This window comes from Dyadobacter sp. NIV53 (assembly GCF_019711195.1).
In the GTDB taxonomy this organism is placed as follows: Bacteria; Bacteroidota; Bacteroidia; order Cytophagales; family Spirosomataceae; genus Dyadobacter.
Genome location: NZ_CP081299.1, coordinates 2,423,529 through 2,442,440 on the forward strand (window position 1 = coordinate 2,423,529; position 18,912 = coordinate 2,442,440).

The 18,912-nt window shown below is 38.8% G+C and carries 14 protein-coding genes and 1 pseudogene; 10 read left to right on the forward strand and 5 right to left on the reverse strand.

The genetic code is table 11. The features are described from left to right. Position 1: 1 nt before the first annotated feature. Positions 2-1,414, reverse strand: coding sequence for a hypothetical protein (locus KZC02_RS09780; protein ID WP_221393930.1), 1,413 nt, complete (start codon positions 1,412-1,414; stop codon positions 2-4). A 182-nt stretch (positions 1,415-1,596) separates the two neighbouring features. Between KZC02_RS09780 and rbfA the strand changes: the two genes are divergently transcribed. The 4 genes from rbfA to KZC02_RS09800 all read left to right on the forward strand — a co-directional run bounded on the left by rbfA (position 1,597) and on the right by KZC02_RS09800 (position 6,712). Beyond that, complete coding sequence (gene rbfA, locus KZC02_RS09785) at positions 1,597-1,998, forward strand: 30S ribosome-binding factor RbfA (protein WP_221393931.1); 402 nt, start codon at positions 1,597-1,599, stop codon at positions 1,996-1,998. Between the two features lie 17 nt (positions 1,999-2,015). Continuing rightward, on the forward strand, positions 2,016-3,242 hold the full coding sequence (locus KZC02_RS09790) for an FtsX-like permease family protein (protein ID WP_221393932.1): 1,227 nt from the start codon (positions 2,016-2,018) through the stop codon (positions 3,240-3,242). A 59-nt stretch (positions 3,243-3,301) separates the two neighbouring features. After that, the gene (locus KZC02_RS09795; protein ID WP_229254130.1) at positions 3,302-5,920 is read left to right on the forward strand and encodes a M1 family metallopeptidase; all 2,619 of its coding nucleotides are present in this window, start codon (positions 3,302-3,304) and stop codon (positions 5,918-5,920) included. Positions 5,921-6,163: 243 nt separating this feature from the next. Then, positions 6,164-6,712, forward strand: coding sequence for a hypothetical protein (locus KZC02_RS09800; protein ID WP_221393933.1), 549 nt, complete (start codon positions 6,164-6,166; stop codon positions 6,710-6,712). A gap of 246 nt (positions 6,713-6,958) precedes the next feature. On the opposite strand, the gene KZC02_RS09805 is transcribed toward KZC02_RS09800, so the two are convergent. Beyond that, on the reverse strand, positions 6,959-8,062 hold the full coding sequence (locus KZC02_RS09805; RefSeq protein WP_229254132.1) for a LacI family DNA-binding transcriptional regulator: 1,104 nt from the start codon (positions 8,060-8,062) through the stop codon (positions 6,959-6,961). Between the two features lie 390 nt (positions 8,063-8,452). On the opposite strand from KZC02_RS09805, the pseudogene KZC02_RS09810 reads away from it, so the two are divergent. The 3 genes and pseudogenes from KZC02_RS09810 to KZC02_RS09820 all read left to right on the forward strand — a co-directional run. Further along, positions 8,453-10,375: pseudogene (locus tag KZC02_RS09810) on the forward strand (SusC/RagA family TonB-linked outer membrane protein); the annotation flags it as partial. Continuing rightward, entirely contained in the window at positions 10,369-11,460 is a 1,092-nt protein-coding gene (locus KZC02_RS09815; RefSeq protein ID WP_229254368.1) for a TonB-dependent receptor domain-containing protein, read from the forward strand. The pseudogene KZC02_RS09810 and the gene KZC02_RS09815, both read left to right, overlap by 7 nt. 14 nt (positions 11,461-11,474) lie before the next feature. Then, complete coding sequence (locus tag KZC02_RS09820; RefSeq protein WP_221393936.1) at positions 11,475-12,980, forward strand: RagB/SusD family nutrient uptake outer membrane protein; 1,506 nt, start codon at positions 11,475-11,477, stop codon at positions 12,978-12,980. A 66-nt stretch (positions 12,981-13,046) separates the two neighbouring features. Here the strand turns inward: KZC02_RS09820 and KZC02_RS09825 are convergent, their stop codons facing one another. From KZC02_RS09825 to KZC02_RS09835, 3 genes are all read right to left on the reverse strand, one after another. Beyond that, the gene (locus tag KZC02_RS09825) at positions 13,047-14,093 is read right to left on the reverse strand and encodes a ferredoxin--NADP reductase (RefSeq protein ID WP_221393937.1); all 1,047 of its coding nucleotides are present in this window, start codon (positions 14,091-14,093) and stop codon (positions 13,047-13,049) included. 36 nt (positions 14,094-14,129) lie between these two features. Then, the gene (locus KZC02_RS09830; RefSeq protein ID WP_221393938.1) at positions 14,130-15,218 is read right to left on the reverse strand and encodes a hypothetical protein; all 1,089 of its coding nucleotides are present in this window, start codon (positions 15,216-15,218) and stop codon (positions 14,130-14,132) included. A gap of 81 nt (positions 15,219-15,299) precedes the next feature. Further along, complete coding sequence (locus KZC02_RS09835; RefSeq protein WP_221393939.1) at positions 15,300-15,896, reverse strand: NifU family protein; 597 nt, start codon at positions 15,894-15,896, stop codon at positions 15,300-15,302. A gap of 187 nt (positions 15,897-16,083) precedes the next feature. Between KZC02_RS09835 and KZC02_RS09840 the strand changes: the two genes are divergently transcribed. Genes KZC02_RS09840 through KZC02_RS09850 form a run of 3 tightly spaced genes read left to right on the forward strand, consistent with a single transcriptional unit; the run spans position 16,084 to position 18,852 of the window. Continuing rightward, positions 16,084-16,695, forward strand: a complete 612-nt coding sequence (locus KZC02_RS09840; RefSeq protein WP_221393940.1) for a hypothetical protein — start codon at positions 16,084-16,086, stop codon at positions 16,693-16,695. 36 nt (positions 16,696-16,731) lie between these two features. Further along, the gene (locus KZC02_RS09845) at positions 16,732-17,283 is read left to right on the forward strand and encodes an RNA polymerase sigma factor (RefSeq protein WP_229254134.1); all 552 of its coding nucleotides are present in this window, start codon (positions 16,732-16,734) and stop codon (positions 17,281-17,283) included. Positions 17,284-17,286: 3 nt separating this feature from the next. After that, positions 17,287-18,852: a hypothetical protein gene (locus tag KZC02_RS09850; protein ID WP_221393941.1), complete on the forward strand. Its 1,566-nt coding sequence runs from the start codon at positions 17,287-17,289 to the stop codon at positions 18,850-18,852. The last annotated feature ends 60 nt before the right edge of the window (positions 18,853-18,912 follow it).

The window sequence follows — 18,912 nt, forward strand, 5'->3', positions numbered from 1 at the left end:
ATTAGATTTTTCGTTCGTAAATCCCTTTCCACGGGCTTTGAACGTACTGTTTTTGTAATGCCGGAACACGATTCAATAGTTTCGGCATAATATTGGTCTTGTCTATGACATAATCAGGCGGATCCTTTCTGAAATTGGCATATACATGTATTACACTGTCGAAGTTATCAAGATTGTTTAAATCGTAACTGGCCAGATCCCAGTTGAGATAAGGTGTAGCCGTAAAATTGTCAACATATTCCCCTGTATGCTGCCCTAATACAAGAATCCGTTTTTTACGTATGTCGGGAGGTAAAACCGCAGATTTAACTCTTAGATTTTCCAGCTTGCCCATGGACACACCAGGTAAAATCCCTCTCAACCCCTGATATTGAATAATCAGGATTACAGCCCCCATAACCATAAATTGTATTTCATCAACAAAGTTTTTCTTTTTGAAACTTTGGAAATAATGTGTGGCAAAAAATGCAGCCGGCGGTATAAAAATCACAAACTGCATGGGTGCCAGATATTGCATCAAAGGAATGGTAAATACGCCTGCTATAAACCACAAAGCCATTACCTGCTGGATCCTGGTCTGATAATTCACAAACCGTAAAGTAGTAAATATCCGCATATAGCCCATTATTCCAAATGCCAGAGGCAGCAAGAGAGATGCCAGAAGCGAAGAAAAATCATTCAGGTTATACTGTTTCACCTGAAATACAGAAGTCAGTAAATTCCTGTTCAGGCTTTCCACTCCGTTGTTCATATAGAAAAACAGCACTACCATTAATAAAGGAAAAATAGAACCAAATGCGCCTAATAAATGATGCCGGATGGTGGATCCTGTATAAAAAAGCAAAGCCAGAAAAGCCCATATCATAAATATTGAAGCAGGCAGGTAAAACAAGGTTGCTATACCGATATACAAACCCATTTCGAAAACCTGGTTAGTAACTTCCCGCTTTACCAGTATTTTAACAATGGAACCAAAAGCAAACAATAAAAAGGTATTTGCCATTAACATCGGTGACAAAGTACCGAGATCGAAAGAAATATTTAAAAATAAAGCATAAAGGGCACCCGGTATAAATGTTCGTTCAGGAAAAACTTCACGCGCATGAATTACATAATTAAAATACAGGATCTGAATGATACAAACAGCGACTGCAGCTAATTGATATATCCATTGTTCTCTCCCAAAAAGTGAGTCAAGAAGCCAGTAAACCAAACCGGAAAATGGACTGACATTGTCCCACACGTCGCGGTAGAGCATAAAGCCGCGATGCATCTGTTCTCCGACCAGCATCCAGCTAAGTTCCGGAATGAGCAATGGAGCGCCACCTAAAAAAAACGGAAGCCTTAACAGCAAAAAAAATACTACCAGACTGACCGTCTGATATCGTGCATTAACTCTGAAAAAACTTAACAATAAATGACTTGGTTATGTATCCTGTCAGAATAACTTTCACGAAATTACAACGCATGGTTCTACAAAAACAAAATAAGTATGGATATTTGTGGTTATTTAAATAAGAAATAACGGATAATTGTCAGGTAATTCTCATTCGCAGAAGCAGATTGGTACCACACACAAATCCGTACAATAATAAAATGGAAACAAAAAGACAACAAAAGGTAGGGAGACAGATTCAGAAGGATCTGGGTGAAATTTTCCAAAAAGATGCCCAGCATTTAACAATAGGATCGTTTATAACCATTACCGCAGTTCACGTAACACCTGATTTGGGAATTGCACGCGCTTATCTGAGTTTTTTACCTGATAAAAATAAAAATTTCCTTCTTGAAACCATTAAGGAGAACACCCGTTTTATCCGTCAGAAACTTGCTGAAAGAGTTCGTCATCAGTTGCGGATCATTCCTCATTTACAGTTTTATCTTGATGATACAGCAGAATACGCAGCAAAAATGGAATTGCTGTTTTCTGACCTGGTCATCCCACCAGCCGAACCAGATGAAGAACAGCCTGAGGAAAAAGATGAAGAACTAAACTGATCTCCCATTTCCTGACCATGGATCTTTCATACCGAATCGCTAAAAGATATTTCTTTTCACGCAACAAACGCAGTTTTATCAGTCTGATTGCACGTATTGCAATGACTGGTGTGGCGGTTGGTACGATGGCGATGGTGGTAGTACTTTCAGTATTTAACGGGATGGAGGACCTGAACCGTAAAATATTTAAAACTTTTGATTCAGATGTCAAAATCACACCTTTTGAAGGAAAAAGATTTGTGATTTCCGATTCCTTGATGAAGGTTATTAAATCGGTTGAAGGTGTTAAAATTGTAACACAGGTTATTGAAGATAATGCATTGGCGCGATATGGAAACCAACAAACTATTATTCGCCTGAAAGGCGTAGACAGTACTTTTATTGAAAAAGGACAATTAGATACAGCACTTATTGAAGGTTCTCTGAGATTGTATGGCACCAATGGAACTCCATACGCTATTATTGCTGAAGGAGTGAGAAATGCCTTATCTATTTCCCTGGCAGAAATTTTTACACCAGTTGAGTTGCTCTATCCAAGATCAGGAACCAAAACACTCAATATAACTTCGTCGGAAGCTTTTAATCAGATACCCATACGGCCGGGTGGCATTTTCTTTATCGAAACTCGTTATGACGATTATATCATCGCTCCTTTGGCGGTGGTAGAATCTCTGATGCAATATCAGGGACAACGTTCGGCTTTGGAAATACAAACAGTTCCCGGATATTCTGAAAAAGAGGTTAGTAACGTATTGGGTGACAAACTGGGAAAAAATTATGTGGTAAAAGACCGGGACGCCCTTAATGCTGATTTACTGAGAGCTATCAGAGTTGAAAAACTTTTCGTTGCGGTTACATTATCTTTAATAATTCTGGTCGCGGCGATCAATATCTTCTTTTCGCTGAGTATGCTTGCTATTGAAAAGAAAAAAGATGTTTCCATGTTATATGCATTGGGTGCAACACCAGCACTGATAAGAAAAATTTTCCTGGCCGAAGGAGCCATTGTGGCTTTCAGCGGAGCCTCGGTAGGTTTACTGTGTGGCATAACTCTTTGTTGGCTGCAAATGCAATACGGATTTATCTCAATGGGAATGGAAAGTTCACTGGTTGACGCCTATCCCGTTAAATTAATTTGGAGCGATATATTTTTTACAGGAACAATCATCGTTATGATAACCCTTGCAGTATCTTATATTCCTGCAAGAAGAGCAGCAGAAACCGGCCTGATGGCCCGGGTTTAATATCTGTATCATGTTTAAAACACATACTTACTAATTTGATTTTGAACAACTTCAACTTTATGTCCACACAATCAGCGGATATGACCGATAAAACGAATAACTGGTTTGTGAAACACAGCTTCCGGATATTTTTAGGAATAATAGCCTTTTTTGCAGCTTATTCAGCCCAGGCTGGCGGAAACAAGGTTGCAGCGGATACACTGTACCGAAGAAACCCAGGTATGATAACCCCAAAAGGGCCGTACATGCCTGAACGTGCTATGAAAAATGACATCCTGTATACAAGGCTGGATGTTAGCTTCGACTGGCAGAGGCAACAGGTACCAGCCACTGCGATCATTAAATTCAGCCCTCATTTTTATCCGCAAAATACGCTCGAACTGGATGCAAAAGGATTTGATATAAAGGATGTTTCGTTATTGGATTCACTTTCAGATTACGGACAGGTTACCTTAACTGAGGTCAATAAACTGATCCTTAAAAAGCTTGATTTTGTGTATAATAAACGTAAACTGATCGTAAAACTGGGACGAAATTACACCAGAACAGATACAGTTTATATAAAAATAGAATACTCTGCCAAACCAAATGACGTTCTCCGTGACCAACCAGGAGACCATCCTACCGACAAAGGCCTATACTTCATTAATGCAGATGGTATGGATGAAGGCAAACCAAAACAGATCTGGACGCAAGGTGAAACGGAAGGAAGTTCCTGCTGGTTTCCTACCATTGACGCTCCGAATCAAAAATTCACCCAGGATATTTACATTACCGTTGACAGCACATATAAAACCCTGTCTAACGGCCTGTTGATCTCACAAGAGAGTGATAAAGGAATGCGGACGGATCACTGGAAACAAAATCTTCCGCATGCTCCGTATCTCGTTATGCTTGCTGTTGGAAATTTTGCTGTTGCCAAAGATTTGATGCCGAACGGACTGGAAGTAAGTTATTATGTAGAACCAAAATATGGTGCTGATGCACAGGCGATATTCGGCAGAACTCCGGAAATGATCGCTTTTTTCTCAAATATATTTGGGGTTGATTTCCCATGGCAAAAATACGCCCAGGTTGCTGTTAGGGATTTTGTAGCAGGTGCTATGGAGAATACAACGGCAACTGTGCATGAAGAAGGTGTACAGAATGATACTCGGTCTTTAATTGACGGAAACTCTGATGCTGTAATTGCCCACGAGCTCGCCCATCAATGGTTTGGTGATTATGTGACTTGTGAAGAATGGGGACAACTTCCACTTAACGAATCTTTTGCTAATTACTCCGAATATTTGTGGAGTGAATATAACAATGGAAAAAATGAGGCTGACTGGCAGAATATGCAGGAAATGAGACAATATCTTGCAGAAGCTGAAACCAAGCAGGTTCCAATGATCCGTTATTTTTACAAAAGCCGTGAAGACATGTTTGACAGTCATTCCTATGCGAAAGGCGGACGGATATTGCACATGTTACGCACTTATGTAGGTGACGATGCTTTCTTTGCTTCTTTAAAGAATTACCTTAAAAAACATGCGTTTGGAACTGCCGAAATAGATGATCTGCGCATTTCCTTTGAAAAAGTAACCGGGGAAGACTTAAACTGGTTTTTCGATGAATGGTTTCACAGGCCTGGCCATCCGCAAATAAAAATTACTCAGGAATATTCACAGGCAACTAAGAAAATCCTTTTAAAAATTAAACAGACCCAGGATACACTTGCTGCCACGGTTTACAGATTGCCTTTAAAAGTAGATGTTTGGGTGAATGGAAAGAAAAATCGTTATGATGCCCTGATTGATAAAACCACCCAGACTCTTGAATTCCCTGCCGCAAAAAAACCGGATTTAGTTCTTTTTGATGCAGAAGCGCAGCTTCTTGGCGTTGTAGAACATGAAAAGCCAAATAGCGAAATGGTATTTCAATATCGGAATGCAGATCGTTTTCTTGCTAAATATGAGGCATTGGCACAACTGGAAGGAAAGCTGGCAGATACGACCGTAAAAAGCGTATTGATAAAAGCGATGACTGATCCTTTCTGGAAATTACGGCAAATGGCGATTTCTAATTTCTCAGAATATGATGGGCAGGGTTTTATAGAAATAGAAAAAATTATCCAGGACAGGGCGCGTAAGGATCCGAATCCACAGGTTCGATCCGAAGCGATCATTACACTTTCTACCTATGGAGATAATAACAGTGACAGTATTTACCGACAGGCACTCGAAGACAGCTCTTACCAGGTTGTGTCTGTAGCCATGGAAAAATACCTGATGGGACAACCTTCTGATGCGAATGAAATAGCCACCAGATTTGAAAATTCACCGAATGATGCTATCGTTACTTCGGTTGCTAATTATTACGCAGGTTTGGCTCAGCCGGAACGTTACGACTGGTTTTTAGAAAAAATGAAGCCAATGAAACCTACTGAAAAGTATAACTTTTTGCAGGTTTTTGGAAAATACCTGATCAAATCAAAACAGGATGTACAGCGTAAAAGTATCCCCGTCCTGGAAGGTCTCGCAAGAGAAAACCCCTCCTATTTTGTAAGATTCGGTGCATTTCAGGCACTTGGCCTATTAACTGATATTCAGGGGGTAACCGCTTTACGTAAAGACATACGGGCAAAAGAAACTGAGCCAAAACTAAAAGAAATGTATAGTCAGTTTGGGGAGCTTTAAGTTTAGAAAATATGAAGTGAGAAAAAGAAAACAGGATATTAAATTGCTGTTTTCTTTTTAGTATCTACTCTACAATCGCTAACGAAAAATACATGTAAGGTTTAATTTCACCCAACCGCCTACGATTTAATGTAATCAATATAAATAGGGCTTTGAAAATTATACCGTAAAAGTGTAGAATACCAAAGATGTTAACTCAGAAACTCCTCTAAGTATGCCTGACTTTGATAAAGTGTGTCCGTAATGAAAGAAAAGGATATTAAATCGCTGGTCTATAATTTCTATCCAAGAAATTTTCTCTCTGTACACCTTGAAGAGTACTACGAATCGAAAGAGTATCTTTTAAGAAAGCAATATTGTTTCGAAGCCAGGACGAATAATAAGCTCTGGGTGGATTTTAAAAGTCAGATTGTAGAATTAAAACTTAATATGTTTAATAAGCGGATCGGCGACTATTCTGTTTTAGGCGATGTTCCAGCGTATCATCTTGAATTTAGCATTAAGCCAGAAGGTTATGCCAACGAATGGGTGGTAATTTCTGTATCTATTAGCGTAATAGCGAAATATTGGTCTTATCATATCGCTGATATTTTTTTGAATGAACAACCTCAAATCAGATATACTCTCGTTTACAAAGAGGAGACAGAGTGGATTTCAGAGATTGCGAAAATAATTGAACTTACTTTTCAAGAATATCAGTTGTTAACTCCAGACATTCATCAAGTGGTTATCGATGACATTGCAACTTCTTACACTGAAAGTCCTACAATTTTTCAGGCTTTATTTTGGTAACAATTATACAGATATTACGCATTGGGCGATCAGGAGAAAAAGTTTATAAAGTAAAAAAAGTTGCACAAAGGCAAATCTTGAAATAGTCTTGAAGATGGTGCTGAGATTTGATACAAGTGACAAAGGCTTCTCCAATTTGCAATGCAAAAACCCATAACGCTTTTTGTGGCGGCAAGTCTTACTATAAACTAAACAGCCACCGCACTTAACTATTTTACCTTGAACTCTTAACTTCCTACTCCCTACTCATCCTGCCGGATCCAGATAATAGTCCAGGTTCTCTTTGGTTATAATATCAAGAGGAAGAAACTTTATCGGCTGGATTTCTTTCTTGAATATTAAATGGTTGGCTAGCTGGTGAATGCCCCAGTAACCCTGGCCCAATGGATTCTGGTTAATAAGAAAATTGATAATTTCCTTATTCAAATATTCCAGGTTTGGCGCCAGCAAATCGTAACCGATCAGCTTTATATCTTTCAGGTTATTTCGTTCCAGATATGCCGCTACCTCAAAAGCCTTTGAATTCGTGACATAAATTGCAGAAAGGCCAGGTTCACCTTGCCGGATTTTATCAAGATGAATATCAATGGTACCGCTCTCCAGATAATTAATCGCTTCACTTATAATCTTGAATTCGGCATTACGCCCGTCCTGCTGGAAGTAATTTCTGAAACCTTCCTCTTTGGTAATAAGGTGGGCGGAATTGGGAATGTCTTCATTAATGTGTGCAACCAATACTGTGCACGAAAAAGGCAATCCGAAACTCAGGATTTTAGCAGCCAGAAAACCACTTCGGTAAGAATCCTGACCTATGTAACAAAGTGGGACTACACTTTCAATTTGCGTATTAAATAGTACATATGGAATATTTAGATTTCGCCAGTGCTCAAAAAATGGTAAAGCCTCCTTATAAAAAATAGGTGCAATTAAAACGCCATCCTGGCTTTCATTTGAAGCTTCCTTCGCTTTTGCAATAAAGGATTGCTCATCATGAGGATTGAAGATAAACTTCGCAATATTTATTCCATACTGCCTTAATTCTTTTTCCGCTTTTTCCAATCCCTTTTTTGGCGCTTCCCAATAAGAATCCTCATTCGGATCAGGAATCAGTGCAGCTATATTAAATGTCCGTTGGGATTTTAATGATTGAGCAACAAGATTGGGTTCATAATTTAATTCTTTAATAATAGCCAGAATCCGTTCTCTTACATCGTCGGCCACTCTGCCCCGATTGTGCAGTACGCGGTCAACTGTCCCCTTTGATGTCTGTGCTTTTTCTGCAATATCTTTTATTCTGACTATTTTCTTTTTCACAATTAATTGTATCGTCTTGTTTTTGAGGATTTTCATTTACACAAATACTGCAAATGTAGTGCAATTATAAAGATTAGAATGGTATAAACTATCATATGGACAGGACAGCTACGTAATAATTACAGCATTTATTATAATTATTCAAGCCTTCAAAACATCTCCTTTTATAAATCTATAAAAATCTTTACATAATCTTAATACAATTTAGTGTGTTCGAGCACAATATAAGATAAATCAAGTGTGCTCGAACACTATTTAGTTTTTTTGGTTGGTTTTATAAATTTTAATATTTAATTTTACAAAAGATAAAATTCTACGAATATTATTCTTCCTAATACCCATGATCTAATCATAACGTCTATGAAAATCAACTTTATCCCAATTACTTATTGGAAGCGGCCGATATTATTGGCTCTTATCAGTTGTATGTTTACGCCATTATTACGTGCTTCAGTGGTCAATCATCCTCCATTGGCAATTGATGAAAGATTGATCAGTGAAAAACCAGTTCGTTCAGTTCAATGGACTTCAAATAAATCGCTTGAGTATACTGTTAAGGGAACTGTAATTTCAAGTGAGAAAGAAGTATTGCCAGGTGTCACCGTTGTGGTAAAAGGAACTTCACAAGGAACAACCACAGACATGAATGGTGATTTTTCAATCAACCTGTCGACGCCGGGAACTACGCTTATTTTTAGTTTTATTGGTTATGCTACCAAAGAAGTGGTTGTTGAAGGTGCCAAAACTTTGGATATTGTACTGGAATCCGATGCCCGTGGCCTTGATGAATTGGTGGTCGTTGGTTATTCCGCCAAAAAATTACGCTATCTGTCCAGTTCAGTTTCAACGATCAGTAACGAAAAGTTACGCGATGTTACGTCAAATGAATTGCCAAACCTCTTGCAGGGTAAAGCACCGGGCGTTGTGGTGTCATCAGGTTCAGGAGATCCTACCAAACCCGCCAGTATTGTGATCCGTGGAGCAGGAACTATATCTGCCGGTACTACTCCGCTGTATGTAGTTGATGGAAATATAGACGGTACATACAATCCGGTTGATATTGAAAGTGTAACGGTTTTGAAAGATGTTGCTGCAACAGGTTTATATGGATCGCGTGCAGCAAACGGTGTAATTATCGTGAACACCAAAATGGGAAAAGCCGGTAAAACGGAGATCAGCGTTAATAATACGCTTGGTTTTGCAAACGCTACCAGTGGAAATTTCAAACTAATGAATTCCCAGCAATTGTATGACTACCAAAGCACTTTCTATCCAAGAGATGCATCTGTATTAAACACCAACACCAACTGGTGGAACGAAGCATTCCGTACGGCATTTGTAGATAACCATAATATCTCCGCATCAGGCGGCAACGACCGAACGACTTTTTATACCTCGGTTAATTACTATAAAGAACAGGGAACGCTTATTAACAATGACAGGACCGGCTATAATTTCCGGACGAATTTGAAAACAAAGCTTACTGATAAATTAACAGCAGCTGTTCTTTTCAACGGACAGTTTACCAAAGACAACTTACAGCATAGCAACACCTTGTACGATGCTTATGTAAACCTTCCATTTGACCCTGCGTATGACGCAAGCGGAGCTCCAGTTGATGGCCGTTATTATGCTGGCTGGCTTGGCCGCGACCGTGAGAACTTTCTACAGTCGTTGCAATACAATTATGCAACTGGAAAAACTTTGAGAACAAGCCTTGATGTGAACCTGGATTATGAACTGACGAAAAAGATCACATTGTCAAGCTACAACCGCGTCAATTTCGGTAACGAAAGCGGTGTTACTTATTACGACAGACGAACCAAACAAGGTGGTGCCAATGGCGGAGAATTGTACAATACGTCAAACAATTCTAATCGTCAGCTTACTTCCAACCGGATCAGGTATAATGAAGAATTTGGCAAACACAGCCTTGCTTTACTGGGTGCGGCAGAGGCCGAAAAGTCTTATAATGAATACCAGACAGTTTCAGGAAAAGGCTTACCTGCCGGGCATGATGTAATGTCTATAGCAACCGACATCCTGGCCTCACCAACAGCTTACAGCGAGCAGGTCGCTTTCCGTAAATTTCTTGGCCAGGCCGATTATAGTTACGACAACCGTTACTTTTTAGTAGGTTCTTTTGTCAATGAATTTTCCTCACTTTTTGGAAAAAACAATTCATCAGCCAATTTCTTCCAATTAGGTGCATCGTGGGTATTATCTAACGAAAGTTTTCTGAAAAATAACAAGACACTTACTTTTGCCAAACTCCGTGCAAGTTATGGAACAGTTGGAAATGCAACAATTCCAAATTTCGCATCACTTGGATTGTATTCAATATCACAGTCGGCAAGTTATGCAGGACTGCCGGGAGCTTCTCCGTTTCAAAAGGCAATCCTGATCTTACATGGGAAAAAGTTAAATCTTCCAACATTGGCGCCGACATCAGTTTATGGAACAGAATCGACTTAAGTGTTGATGTCTATAACAAAACTTCGGATGACCTGTTATACCAAAAACCGCTTGCTGCAACCACAGGATACAGTTATATATGGATGAATGCGGGATCGGTAAGAAACAGAGGTGTCGAATTTAATCTGACTACGAAAAACATTGTCAGTGGCGATTTCACCTGGGAAACGAATCTGAACATGTCTTTTAACAAAAATAAAGTACTGAGCCTGAGTGATGGGTCCACGACTTTCAATCCGGGAAACCGCCTGCCAATTGCAGCCGGACACGATATGGGTGAATACAACCTGCCTATCTGGGCTGGTGTAAATCCTGAAAACGGAGATCCTCAGTGGGAGAAACTGGTAACTGCTACAGACGGCACTGTTACCAAAGAGCTGACCAATGCATACAGCAGCGTCCAAACTACACAGTCGCGTCAGTTTACTGGCAAATCTGCTACTCCTAAGTTTACCGGTGGATTTTCCAATACGCTGGCTTACAAAGGATTCAGCTTGTCGGCGTTTTTCAATTTTGTTTATGGCAACTGGGTATATAACGACAGCCGTTTTTACTTCGACAACGACGGTTTATATGAAAGTTACAACGTTATGGTACTTCCAAAAGGAATGTCTCGCTGGGAAAAACCAGGAGATATTGCTACACATCCAAAACCAATTGTTGGAGGAAATAAGGATTCCAACCAATCCTCATCTCGTTACCTGGAAGACGGAAGTTTTATTCGTTTGAGAAATGTCAGATTAGGCTACACAATTCCTGTTAGCATAATAAAAAGGATTGGCCTTTCGAGAGCAAATGTATTTGTAAGTGGTGACAATCTATGGACTGGTACAAAGTTTACCGGAACTGACCCGGAAGTTTCGTTCTCACGCGGCGATACTGAATTTACCCAGGGGCTTTCGAGTATTAAGTACCCAATCAGCCGTAAGTTTTTGTTTGGCATCAATTTCACATTGTAAAATCCTGAATCATTATGAAGTTTAATAATATAAAACTGTTTCTTACCATAGGATTGGTGACGTTGTTTTCGGTATCCTGCGAGCAGTATTTCGAACCGACTACAACGATTGACGAAACCACCGCACTGGCTAACGAGTCAGACGTACAGACGGTTACTATTGGTACGTATGCCTTGCTAATTAATGACAATTACACGACGAGCGGGCATTATCTGATGGAATATCCAAGTGATGAAATCGCTCAGGGACAGATATCTTCCAATGACCTTACGCGGCTTTACAGATATACGCATATCAATACCTCATCACATGCTACGGCTTATTGGAGCCAGGCTTACAAGGTGATTGCAGCTGCTAATAAAGTCATTGCATTTGTGTCAAATGATGCTTCGGACGAACTTAAACAATTGAAAGGCGAAAACCTGTTCTTGCGTGCCATGGTTCATTTCAACTTGGTGAGAATGTTTGGCAGGCCATATCCTCAGAACAGCGGTGATAACCCGGGAGTCCCAATCCTTCGCGAAGGTGTGACTGACGAAGAGTTACTAACAATTTCAAGATCATCCGTAAAAGATGTTTACGATTTCGTAATTGCCGACTTGGAATCAGCTGCTGCACTGATGGGTTCGACCAAAACGAATATTTATGGTTCCAAAGAAGTAGCATACGCTTTACTCTCCAAGATATATCTTTTCAAAGAGGATAATACAAATGCTTTGAAGTATGCAAATCTGGTGATTGACAGCGGAAGATATTCTTTACTTTCTTCATCTGATCTGCCAAATTATTTCAAAAAGACACCTGAAAGTAATACTGAAACTATTTTTGCCATCCGCCATACCAATGTGCAGATTGCAGGAATAGGCACTATGTATATCAGCAGTGACCAGGCGGGGAATCCGTTAGGCCAGGGAGTAAGTGGCTGGGCGGAGCTTTATGCATCTAAAAAGTATATTGATTTCATTGGCCAGCATCCGGAAGATATAAGAAAATCTTTCATTATTCCTTATGTTGTTGACGGAACGTTACAATACAATCAGAAGCTTACACCTGCCACACCGATGTACTATATTGATAAATTCACTTTGCAGGACAATGTTATCAATGCTGCTTCGCCGGTGTATTTGCGTCTTGCTGATATCTATCTGATCAGGGCTGAGGCAAATGCAAAGCTGGGTAATACAGCTGCTGCCATTACGGATGTCAACCTGATCCGTACCCGTGCGGGATTGACCGGTACTGCTATTTACACTCCGGCCAATATTACAGCTGCGGGCAAAACCGTATTGGGTGTTGTATTGGAAGAGCGTTATCTGGAACTTGCTTTTGAAGGCCATCGTGTTTATGACCTGTTCCGTAATAACCTGCCAATGGAAAGAAATTATCCTGGTACGCATGCTCAAAACAACACACCAACCACCGATACGCATCAATCGGTGTTACCAACTGATCCAAGAGTTGTTTACTACATTCCTCAGGCGGAAATTAACCAGAACAGCAATCTGATCCAAAATCCTTAAATAACCCACTAATCCTAACCCTTGAACCAGGCGTGCGAAGCAAAATTTCGTACGCCTTTTTATATGTTATTTGATTTCAATACTGACGTCATCGTTATCAACATAAGCCGAACAGGTTAAAATCCAGCCTTCTGCCAGATCCCGGTCAGTAAGCACTTCATTTACAGTCATGTGTAACTTACCACTTTTACAAATTCCGGCACAGGTGGAACAACGCCCGCCTTTACAACTATATGGCAGATGGATACTGGCCTGTAATGCGGCATCCAGAATGGTCGAATGGGCTGGCACTAACAACTGATAGTCGTTTCCCCGAAAAGTAAGGTTAATCGTATGCGGATTGGAAACGGGCGGAGGCGGAGGCATTTTATTAATCACAAAATTTTCCTTCCGGATCTGAACCGAAGAAAAACCCATATAATGTAGCGTAATTTCCATAGAACGCATAAGTTCAAACGGCCCGCAAATGAAGAAACGCGCACGCTCCCGTGCAAAACGTAACGATTTGTTCACCAACTGTTCCAACCGTGTATTATTGATCCTTCCTCTGATCCCATTCCATTCATCCGAAGGCTGGCTATGAATATGAATGACCGTTAACCGTTCAGGATACCGTTGCTGCCAGTCGATAATATGATTCCAAAACAAAGTCTGGCTTTCATTTTGATTGGCATATAATAACGTTACAATACTTTCCTTTTCAATAGTAAGTGCCTGTTTCAAAATAGAGAATAATGGCGTAATCCCACTTCCTGCTCCTATCAGTACAATATCCCGGGCTTCACCATTTGGCTTTTCAAGAACAAACCTTCCTGATGGCTGTAAAGTTTTAAAAATATCTCCTTCCAGAACGGTATCCAGCCAGAAACGGGAAGCCTCACCATTTGGAATTCGTTTTACAGTGATTGCAGGAAAATCATCTGCTTCCGGTGCCGAACTCATTGAATAAGAGCGCCTCACTTCGTGACCACGCATATCTATCAAAAAAGTCAGGAACTGACCTGCCTGATAAATTAATGGCTGGCCATCAGTCCGTTCAAAAACAAACGTTTTGACATTATATTTTTCAATAATAATATGTCTTACCCGTAAAAAAATAATTGAACCGGACATAGAAAGTTAATCTTTCAGATAATGTATTAAGATAAATCAGGCATGTTTTTCAACTGAATTCCATAACGTTTCATACTCAGCCAGTAACGTCCAGCAATGTGCTTCACAAATCCAGTGCATATGAAAAAGAGGCAGATTTGAAAAACGGTATAACATTGGATTTTCGTAAGCAGTTAATAATCCGGCAATGAAAAAGTAAAAACCTTTGAATTCGTCAGAAGTAAAATTTCCCACCGGAATACGCTCTGTTTTAATTCCCAAACGCATCAGCGAAGTTGCCAAAATAACACGATCCATCGGACTTTGAGAAACTTTCAGTAACTGAATTGTATCGTTGATCAGTTTCTGTTTGATATCAAGTAAAATCACCGGGTCAAATGCTGCAACTAATCGTGTTACGTGGTAAACAATTAAGGCCGTTCTCGGGTATTGATGTGCACATCGAAAAGGTATAGTCAGATAACGCCCGGTTTCAATAACCGATCTGATGTATGTCAAACTGGCCGTATCGTACTCATCAAGAGGCAGATTATATTTAAAAATACAATACATGATGTTACAAAGCACACTTATATCAAACTCTATATACATGTTTTTACCAAACCAGGTTGAGTATGCAGTCAGTGTTTTATATTCCGGATAAGTATTTGTTATCTGGCGGCGGGAGCCATTTGCATGCAGTTTCAGTTTGTCTTTTAACCAGATTAATTCTTCCCCTGATGGAGTTGTTGTAAGGTAAATAAAGGCTGTATCGTCAATATCATCCGGAATCCTGAAATGTTCAAACCGGTGAAAAATATGACCATTTGGAAAATGACGGGAAGGTTTTGTTTGCCAGAAATTGTATGTTTTTAAACCATCTTTATTTTGGAAATCAGGATAGTTTTTAACAACCCTATTACAAATCAAATCCACTTTTTCAGCCAATTGCGGCTGTAAGCGATCACGAATAGACTGTAAGGTGAAAGTAATAATGGCTGAGAAGAAAATAGTTGTATCAGGCCTTTTGTAACCAATCAATTTATTAGTCCTGTATGCAGGAAATAATCCATCAGGAAAATACTGATCACCTTTTGATTGCAGTTGCTCTATCTTTTCAATAAAAATCCTTAAAGTGTTATTCATGACCAGAAAACTAACCAATTAAAACAAAAAAAGAAACCCTGCCGGTAAGACAAGGTTTCATTCTTAATTTATTCTTGAAAATTACACACCTTCTGCCACTACTTCTTTAACACTCGGCACCATACGGGTCAGCAGATTTTCAATTCCCGCTTTCAATGTCAGTGTAGATGAAGGACAGCCGCTGCATGAACCTTGCAAAAGAACAGTCACTGTTCCGGTATCTTCATTAAATGACTGGAAATTAATAGCACCTCCGTCGGACTCAACAGCCGGGCGTACATAAGTATCCAGAGCTGCTTTAATTTGCTGAATCGTTTCAGAATCTCTTGAATCTACAATAACTGTATTTTTTTCAATCGTTTTTTCTGCGAAAACGGGATGGTTTTCTTCAAAATAAATCTTGATAAATGTTTTCGTATCGCGTAAAACTTCTTCCCATGCAATTGCCTCGTCTTTTGTAATAGTTACAAAATTGCTGGCTATAAAGACCCTTTTAACGTGAGGAAACTGGAAAAGATCAGATGCTAATGGTGATGCAGTGCCTTCTTCAAAAGTTGATTCAACGCTAGGATAATCAAAAGAAAGGCCATCCGGTACCAATTCGAAATTCAATACAAATTTCATCGAATTAGGATTCGGACTTAACTCGGTATATACAAAAACAGGACGTGATAACATGTTATAAAATATTCTTCTGTGATGGGACTTTAATTCTTCTTCCTAACACCAATATTCCGGTTTTGGTTTAAAATAAATCTGCATTCTACCCAACCTCCGCACAGTCGCTTGTAGTTTATATATCTGAAACCAAATCACAGGCTGATCAGCTGCTTTGGAAATTTTTTAAATCTTACAAAACAAAATTATGAAAAAGTCAGTGATCATTTTTGCCATGCTGTCTGCAGCAATTGCCTTTATTTCCTGTGAAGAAAACAATTTGATTAAATCAAGGACGGAAGCAGTCATGGATAGTATTGATGTGGACACTATTGATACATCGCGGACCGATACTGCATCAATTCCCAAAGACACAGTTGGTACGCACGCAATTTATATATCTTTGGATAACGCCACATTTACTCTGACACCTTTATTAGTTGATTCTGCAAATCTTGGACAAATAGGGTTAAAACTTAATATTGAAAGTGATCAATCTTATAAATGCTTGAATTCACAATTATGGTATCGTGATTATTCAGGTTTTAACCAGGAGGATGGAGTTTGGAAAATAAAAGACGGGAGACTTACAATAGAATTTGTAGAGCAGCCTGGGGCTAAGTATTGTGAAGAAGGTGAACAAAAAGTAACCGGCTCGGCTTATGTATTGTATCCGATAAATGAAGGAAAAAACAACCTGGAAGTGGTAATGAACAGCATAACGTACAAAGGTTCGATTACACGAACCGGGGATATATTTAAAATTGATTGGCCCGACACCAGTGCCATTAAATTCTCAACACATTCTTTAACCAAATAAATTACCAGTTTGTAAAAGCCATTTGATCAGTAGCAAATGGCTTTTATTCAATCCATGGATCATCTTCCGGAAATTTTGGATGGATGCAGGCGCAATGACCGTAAAAGTCAGGAGAGATTATATTATCATTTTTATCCGGCGATGTTTACTTTATGTAAAAAATTCTTTGCGGAAGATCACGACATTCAGACGGCCCTGAACAATGGAATGATGAAAGTTTTTAAAAATGTTAGCCAGTATGATCCGTCAAAGGGAGAATTTTTCAACTGGATGTATACAATTATCCGTAATTCTTGTCTGACAATTTTACGTGACAGAAAGCCGGATGTTAGCGTTGAATTGAAAGAATATATGCTGAATATTTCTCATGAAGATCCGTTTCAAAATTCTGAATGGGAAGATATATTTCTTTATCTCAACAAACTTCCTCCCGCAACAAGAGCCGTTTGCAGTTTATTTTATCTGGAAGGTTTTTCAATCAAAGAAATTGAATACGAAATGCGTATGAAAGAAGGAACGGTTAAATGGCATTTGAACGATAGCAGAAACAGATTACGTGATATTTTTACAAAAAGCAAAGAATCATAATCCGTGGACAATCAAGATAAGCATATCAATCAAAAGCCTGAAGGCAACTATCCGGAACCAGGTGTTCCGGTCGGAGATGCATGGGCGGATATGAAAGATATCCTGGATCAGGAAATGCCGTTACCTGATACTTTAACAACTGAAAAATACATCATTGTAAATTCTCTGAAATTTCTTATTCCGGCTGTTATCATACTCATTGTTTGTATCATGAGCTGGAATTATTATTTTGACAAAAAGCATATTATAGGAAATCACATCAAGCCAGTTGATTCATATTCCTTCTCAAAACGAAAAGAAATATCTGATAAAACGAAAATGAAAGAAGAAAATAATGATCAAAAAGATAACTCATTCATTCAAAAAATAAAAATTGATTCAGGAACTGCTAATTCTGTAAATGCATCGTCAAATACTAAAACCACAAATGCCCCCAAAACAATAGATTCCAGTTCAGTACAACCAGCCACTTTTTTAGAAATTGGAAATAAACCGGTAAGTCAACCAAAAAGCAGAATTGCCAACGAAAACAAAAGATCTGCTTCTATCGGTATAAACAATAGATCCGTTTCAGTGAAACCAGCTAAAATTAAAAGAAGTAAATACAATTCTGGCAAGAATTACAGCATCGAAATATCTGCTTCCAATCCAACTGAAAACGATAAGAATATAGCTGAAAGAAATATAGCTAATCAGCAAAATAATTTTGCCGGGAAATTCAATAATAAATCTAAATTCAACGAGAAAGCTTTTTCAATCAGTTTAAAAGATGATCTGTTAAAAAAAGCGAATGAAACCAAAATGGCTTTATTAATAATTGCAAGATCAAATTCATACAGCAATAAATTGAAAGAAGATTTTGGAGCGATTGATATTAAAAATGTTCCGGTAAAAATATCAGTAAATGAGAGGAAAAGTAAAATTTTAAATTTATTATCAAAGAATATTCAAGCTGGAATACAATGGAATTTAAATCTTCCAATAAAAGGATATGATCAGTTTTTCACCGGAGCTAATAACAAATCCAATCAGTTTTTTACCGTATTTATTCCGGGAATTTGGGTTGAGAAAAAGCTGAATAATGGAAACGGAATCATGCTGAAACTTAATCCTTACAGCCAGTATTTTGGCAATAATGAGGACATTACAAGTTCAACTACATCCTTATCTGATTCTCTTGGAATTACCAAAATCACTAATTCAACAAGGCTCGTCAAGATCAGTGGAATGAGCGGCGGCTTACAATACAATCAACAGATTTACAACAAATTATCAATTGGAATTGGCGCAAATATTTACTGGCAGAACAGAGCTTTATTAAACAAAACCGCTAGCGATTCTGCTAAAATTATTATGAGCGATTCGCTTTATAGTGTGAAAGAAACGTCAAATGAAGGTAAATATTTAAACCTATATTTTGTAACTACCAATATGGAAGTGCTTTACAAGTGGCGAATGTTCCAATTTGGCGGTGGTATTAGTGTTCCCGTTACAAGTATGACCGGAATATCCGACAGAAAAATAAGGCCGGTCAGTGGGCAGTTGGTATTCAGGTGGAGGTTGAAGTGAGATTATGATTCCACACATACGAAAAGTAAATAGACAAGTCCCGTCAGGGCCTTTATATTG

Excerpts from the sequence above, each read along its gene's own strand:
- rbfA (WP_221393931.1), top strand. The coding sequence starts at position 1,597 with ATGGAAACAAAAAGACAACAAAAGGTAGGGAGACAGATTCAGAAGGAT.
- KZC02_RS09790 (WP_221393932.1), top strand. The coding sequence starts at position 2,016 with ATGGATCTTTCATACCGAATCGCTAAAAGATATTTCTTTTCACGCAAC.
- KZC02_RS09795 (WP_229254130.1), top strand. The coding sequence starts at position 3,302 with ATGTCCACACAATCAGCGGATATGACCGATAAAACGAATAACTGGTTT.
- KZC02_RS09800 (WP_221393933.1), top strand. The coding sequence starts at position 6,164 with ATGAAAGAAAAGGATATTAAATCGCTGGTCTATAATTTCTATCCAAGA.
- KZC02_RS09805 (WP_229254132.1), bottom strand. The coding sequence starts at position 8,062 with ATGAAAATCCTCAAAAACAAGACGATACAATTAATTGTGAAAAAGAAA.
- KZC02_RS09820 (WP_221393936.1), top strand. The coding sequence starts at position 11,475 with ATGAAGTTTAATAATATAAAACTGTTTCTTACCATAGGATTGGTGACG.
- KZC02_RS09825 (WP_221393937.1), bottom strand. The coding sequence starts at position 14,093 with ATGTCCGGTTCAATTATTTTTTTACGGGTAAGACATATTATTATTGAA.
- KZC02_RS09830 (WP_221393938.1), bottom strand. The coding sequence starts at position 15,218 with ATGAATAACACTTTAAGGATTTTTATTGAAAAGATAGAGCAACTGCAA.
- KZC02_RS09835 (WP_221393939.1), bottom strand. The coding sequence starts at position 15,896 with ATGTTATCACGTCCTGTTTTTGTATATACCGAGTTAAGTCCGAATCCT.
- KZC02_RS09840 (WP_221393940.1), top strand. The coding sequence starts at position 16,084 with ATGAAAAAGTCAGTGATCATTTTTGCCATGCTGTCTGCAGCAATTGCC.
- KZC02_RS09845 (WP_229254134.1), top strand. The coding sequence starts at position 16,732 with ATGGCTTTTATTCAATCCATGGATCATCTTCCGGAAATTTTGGATGGA.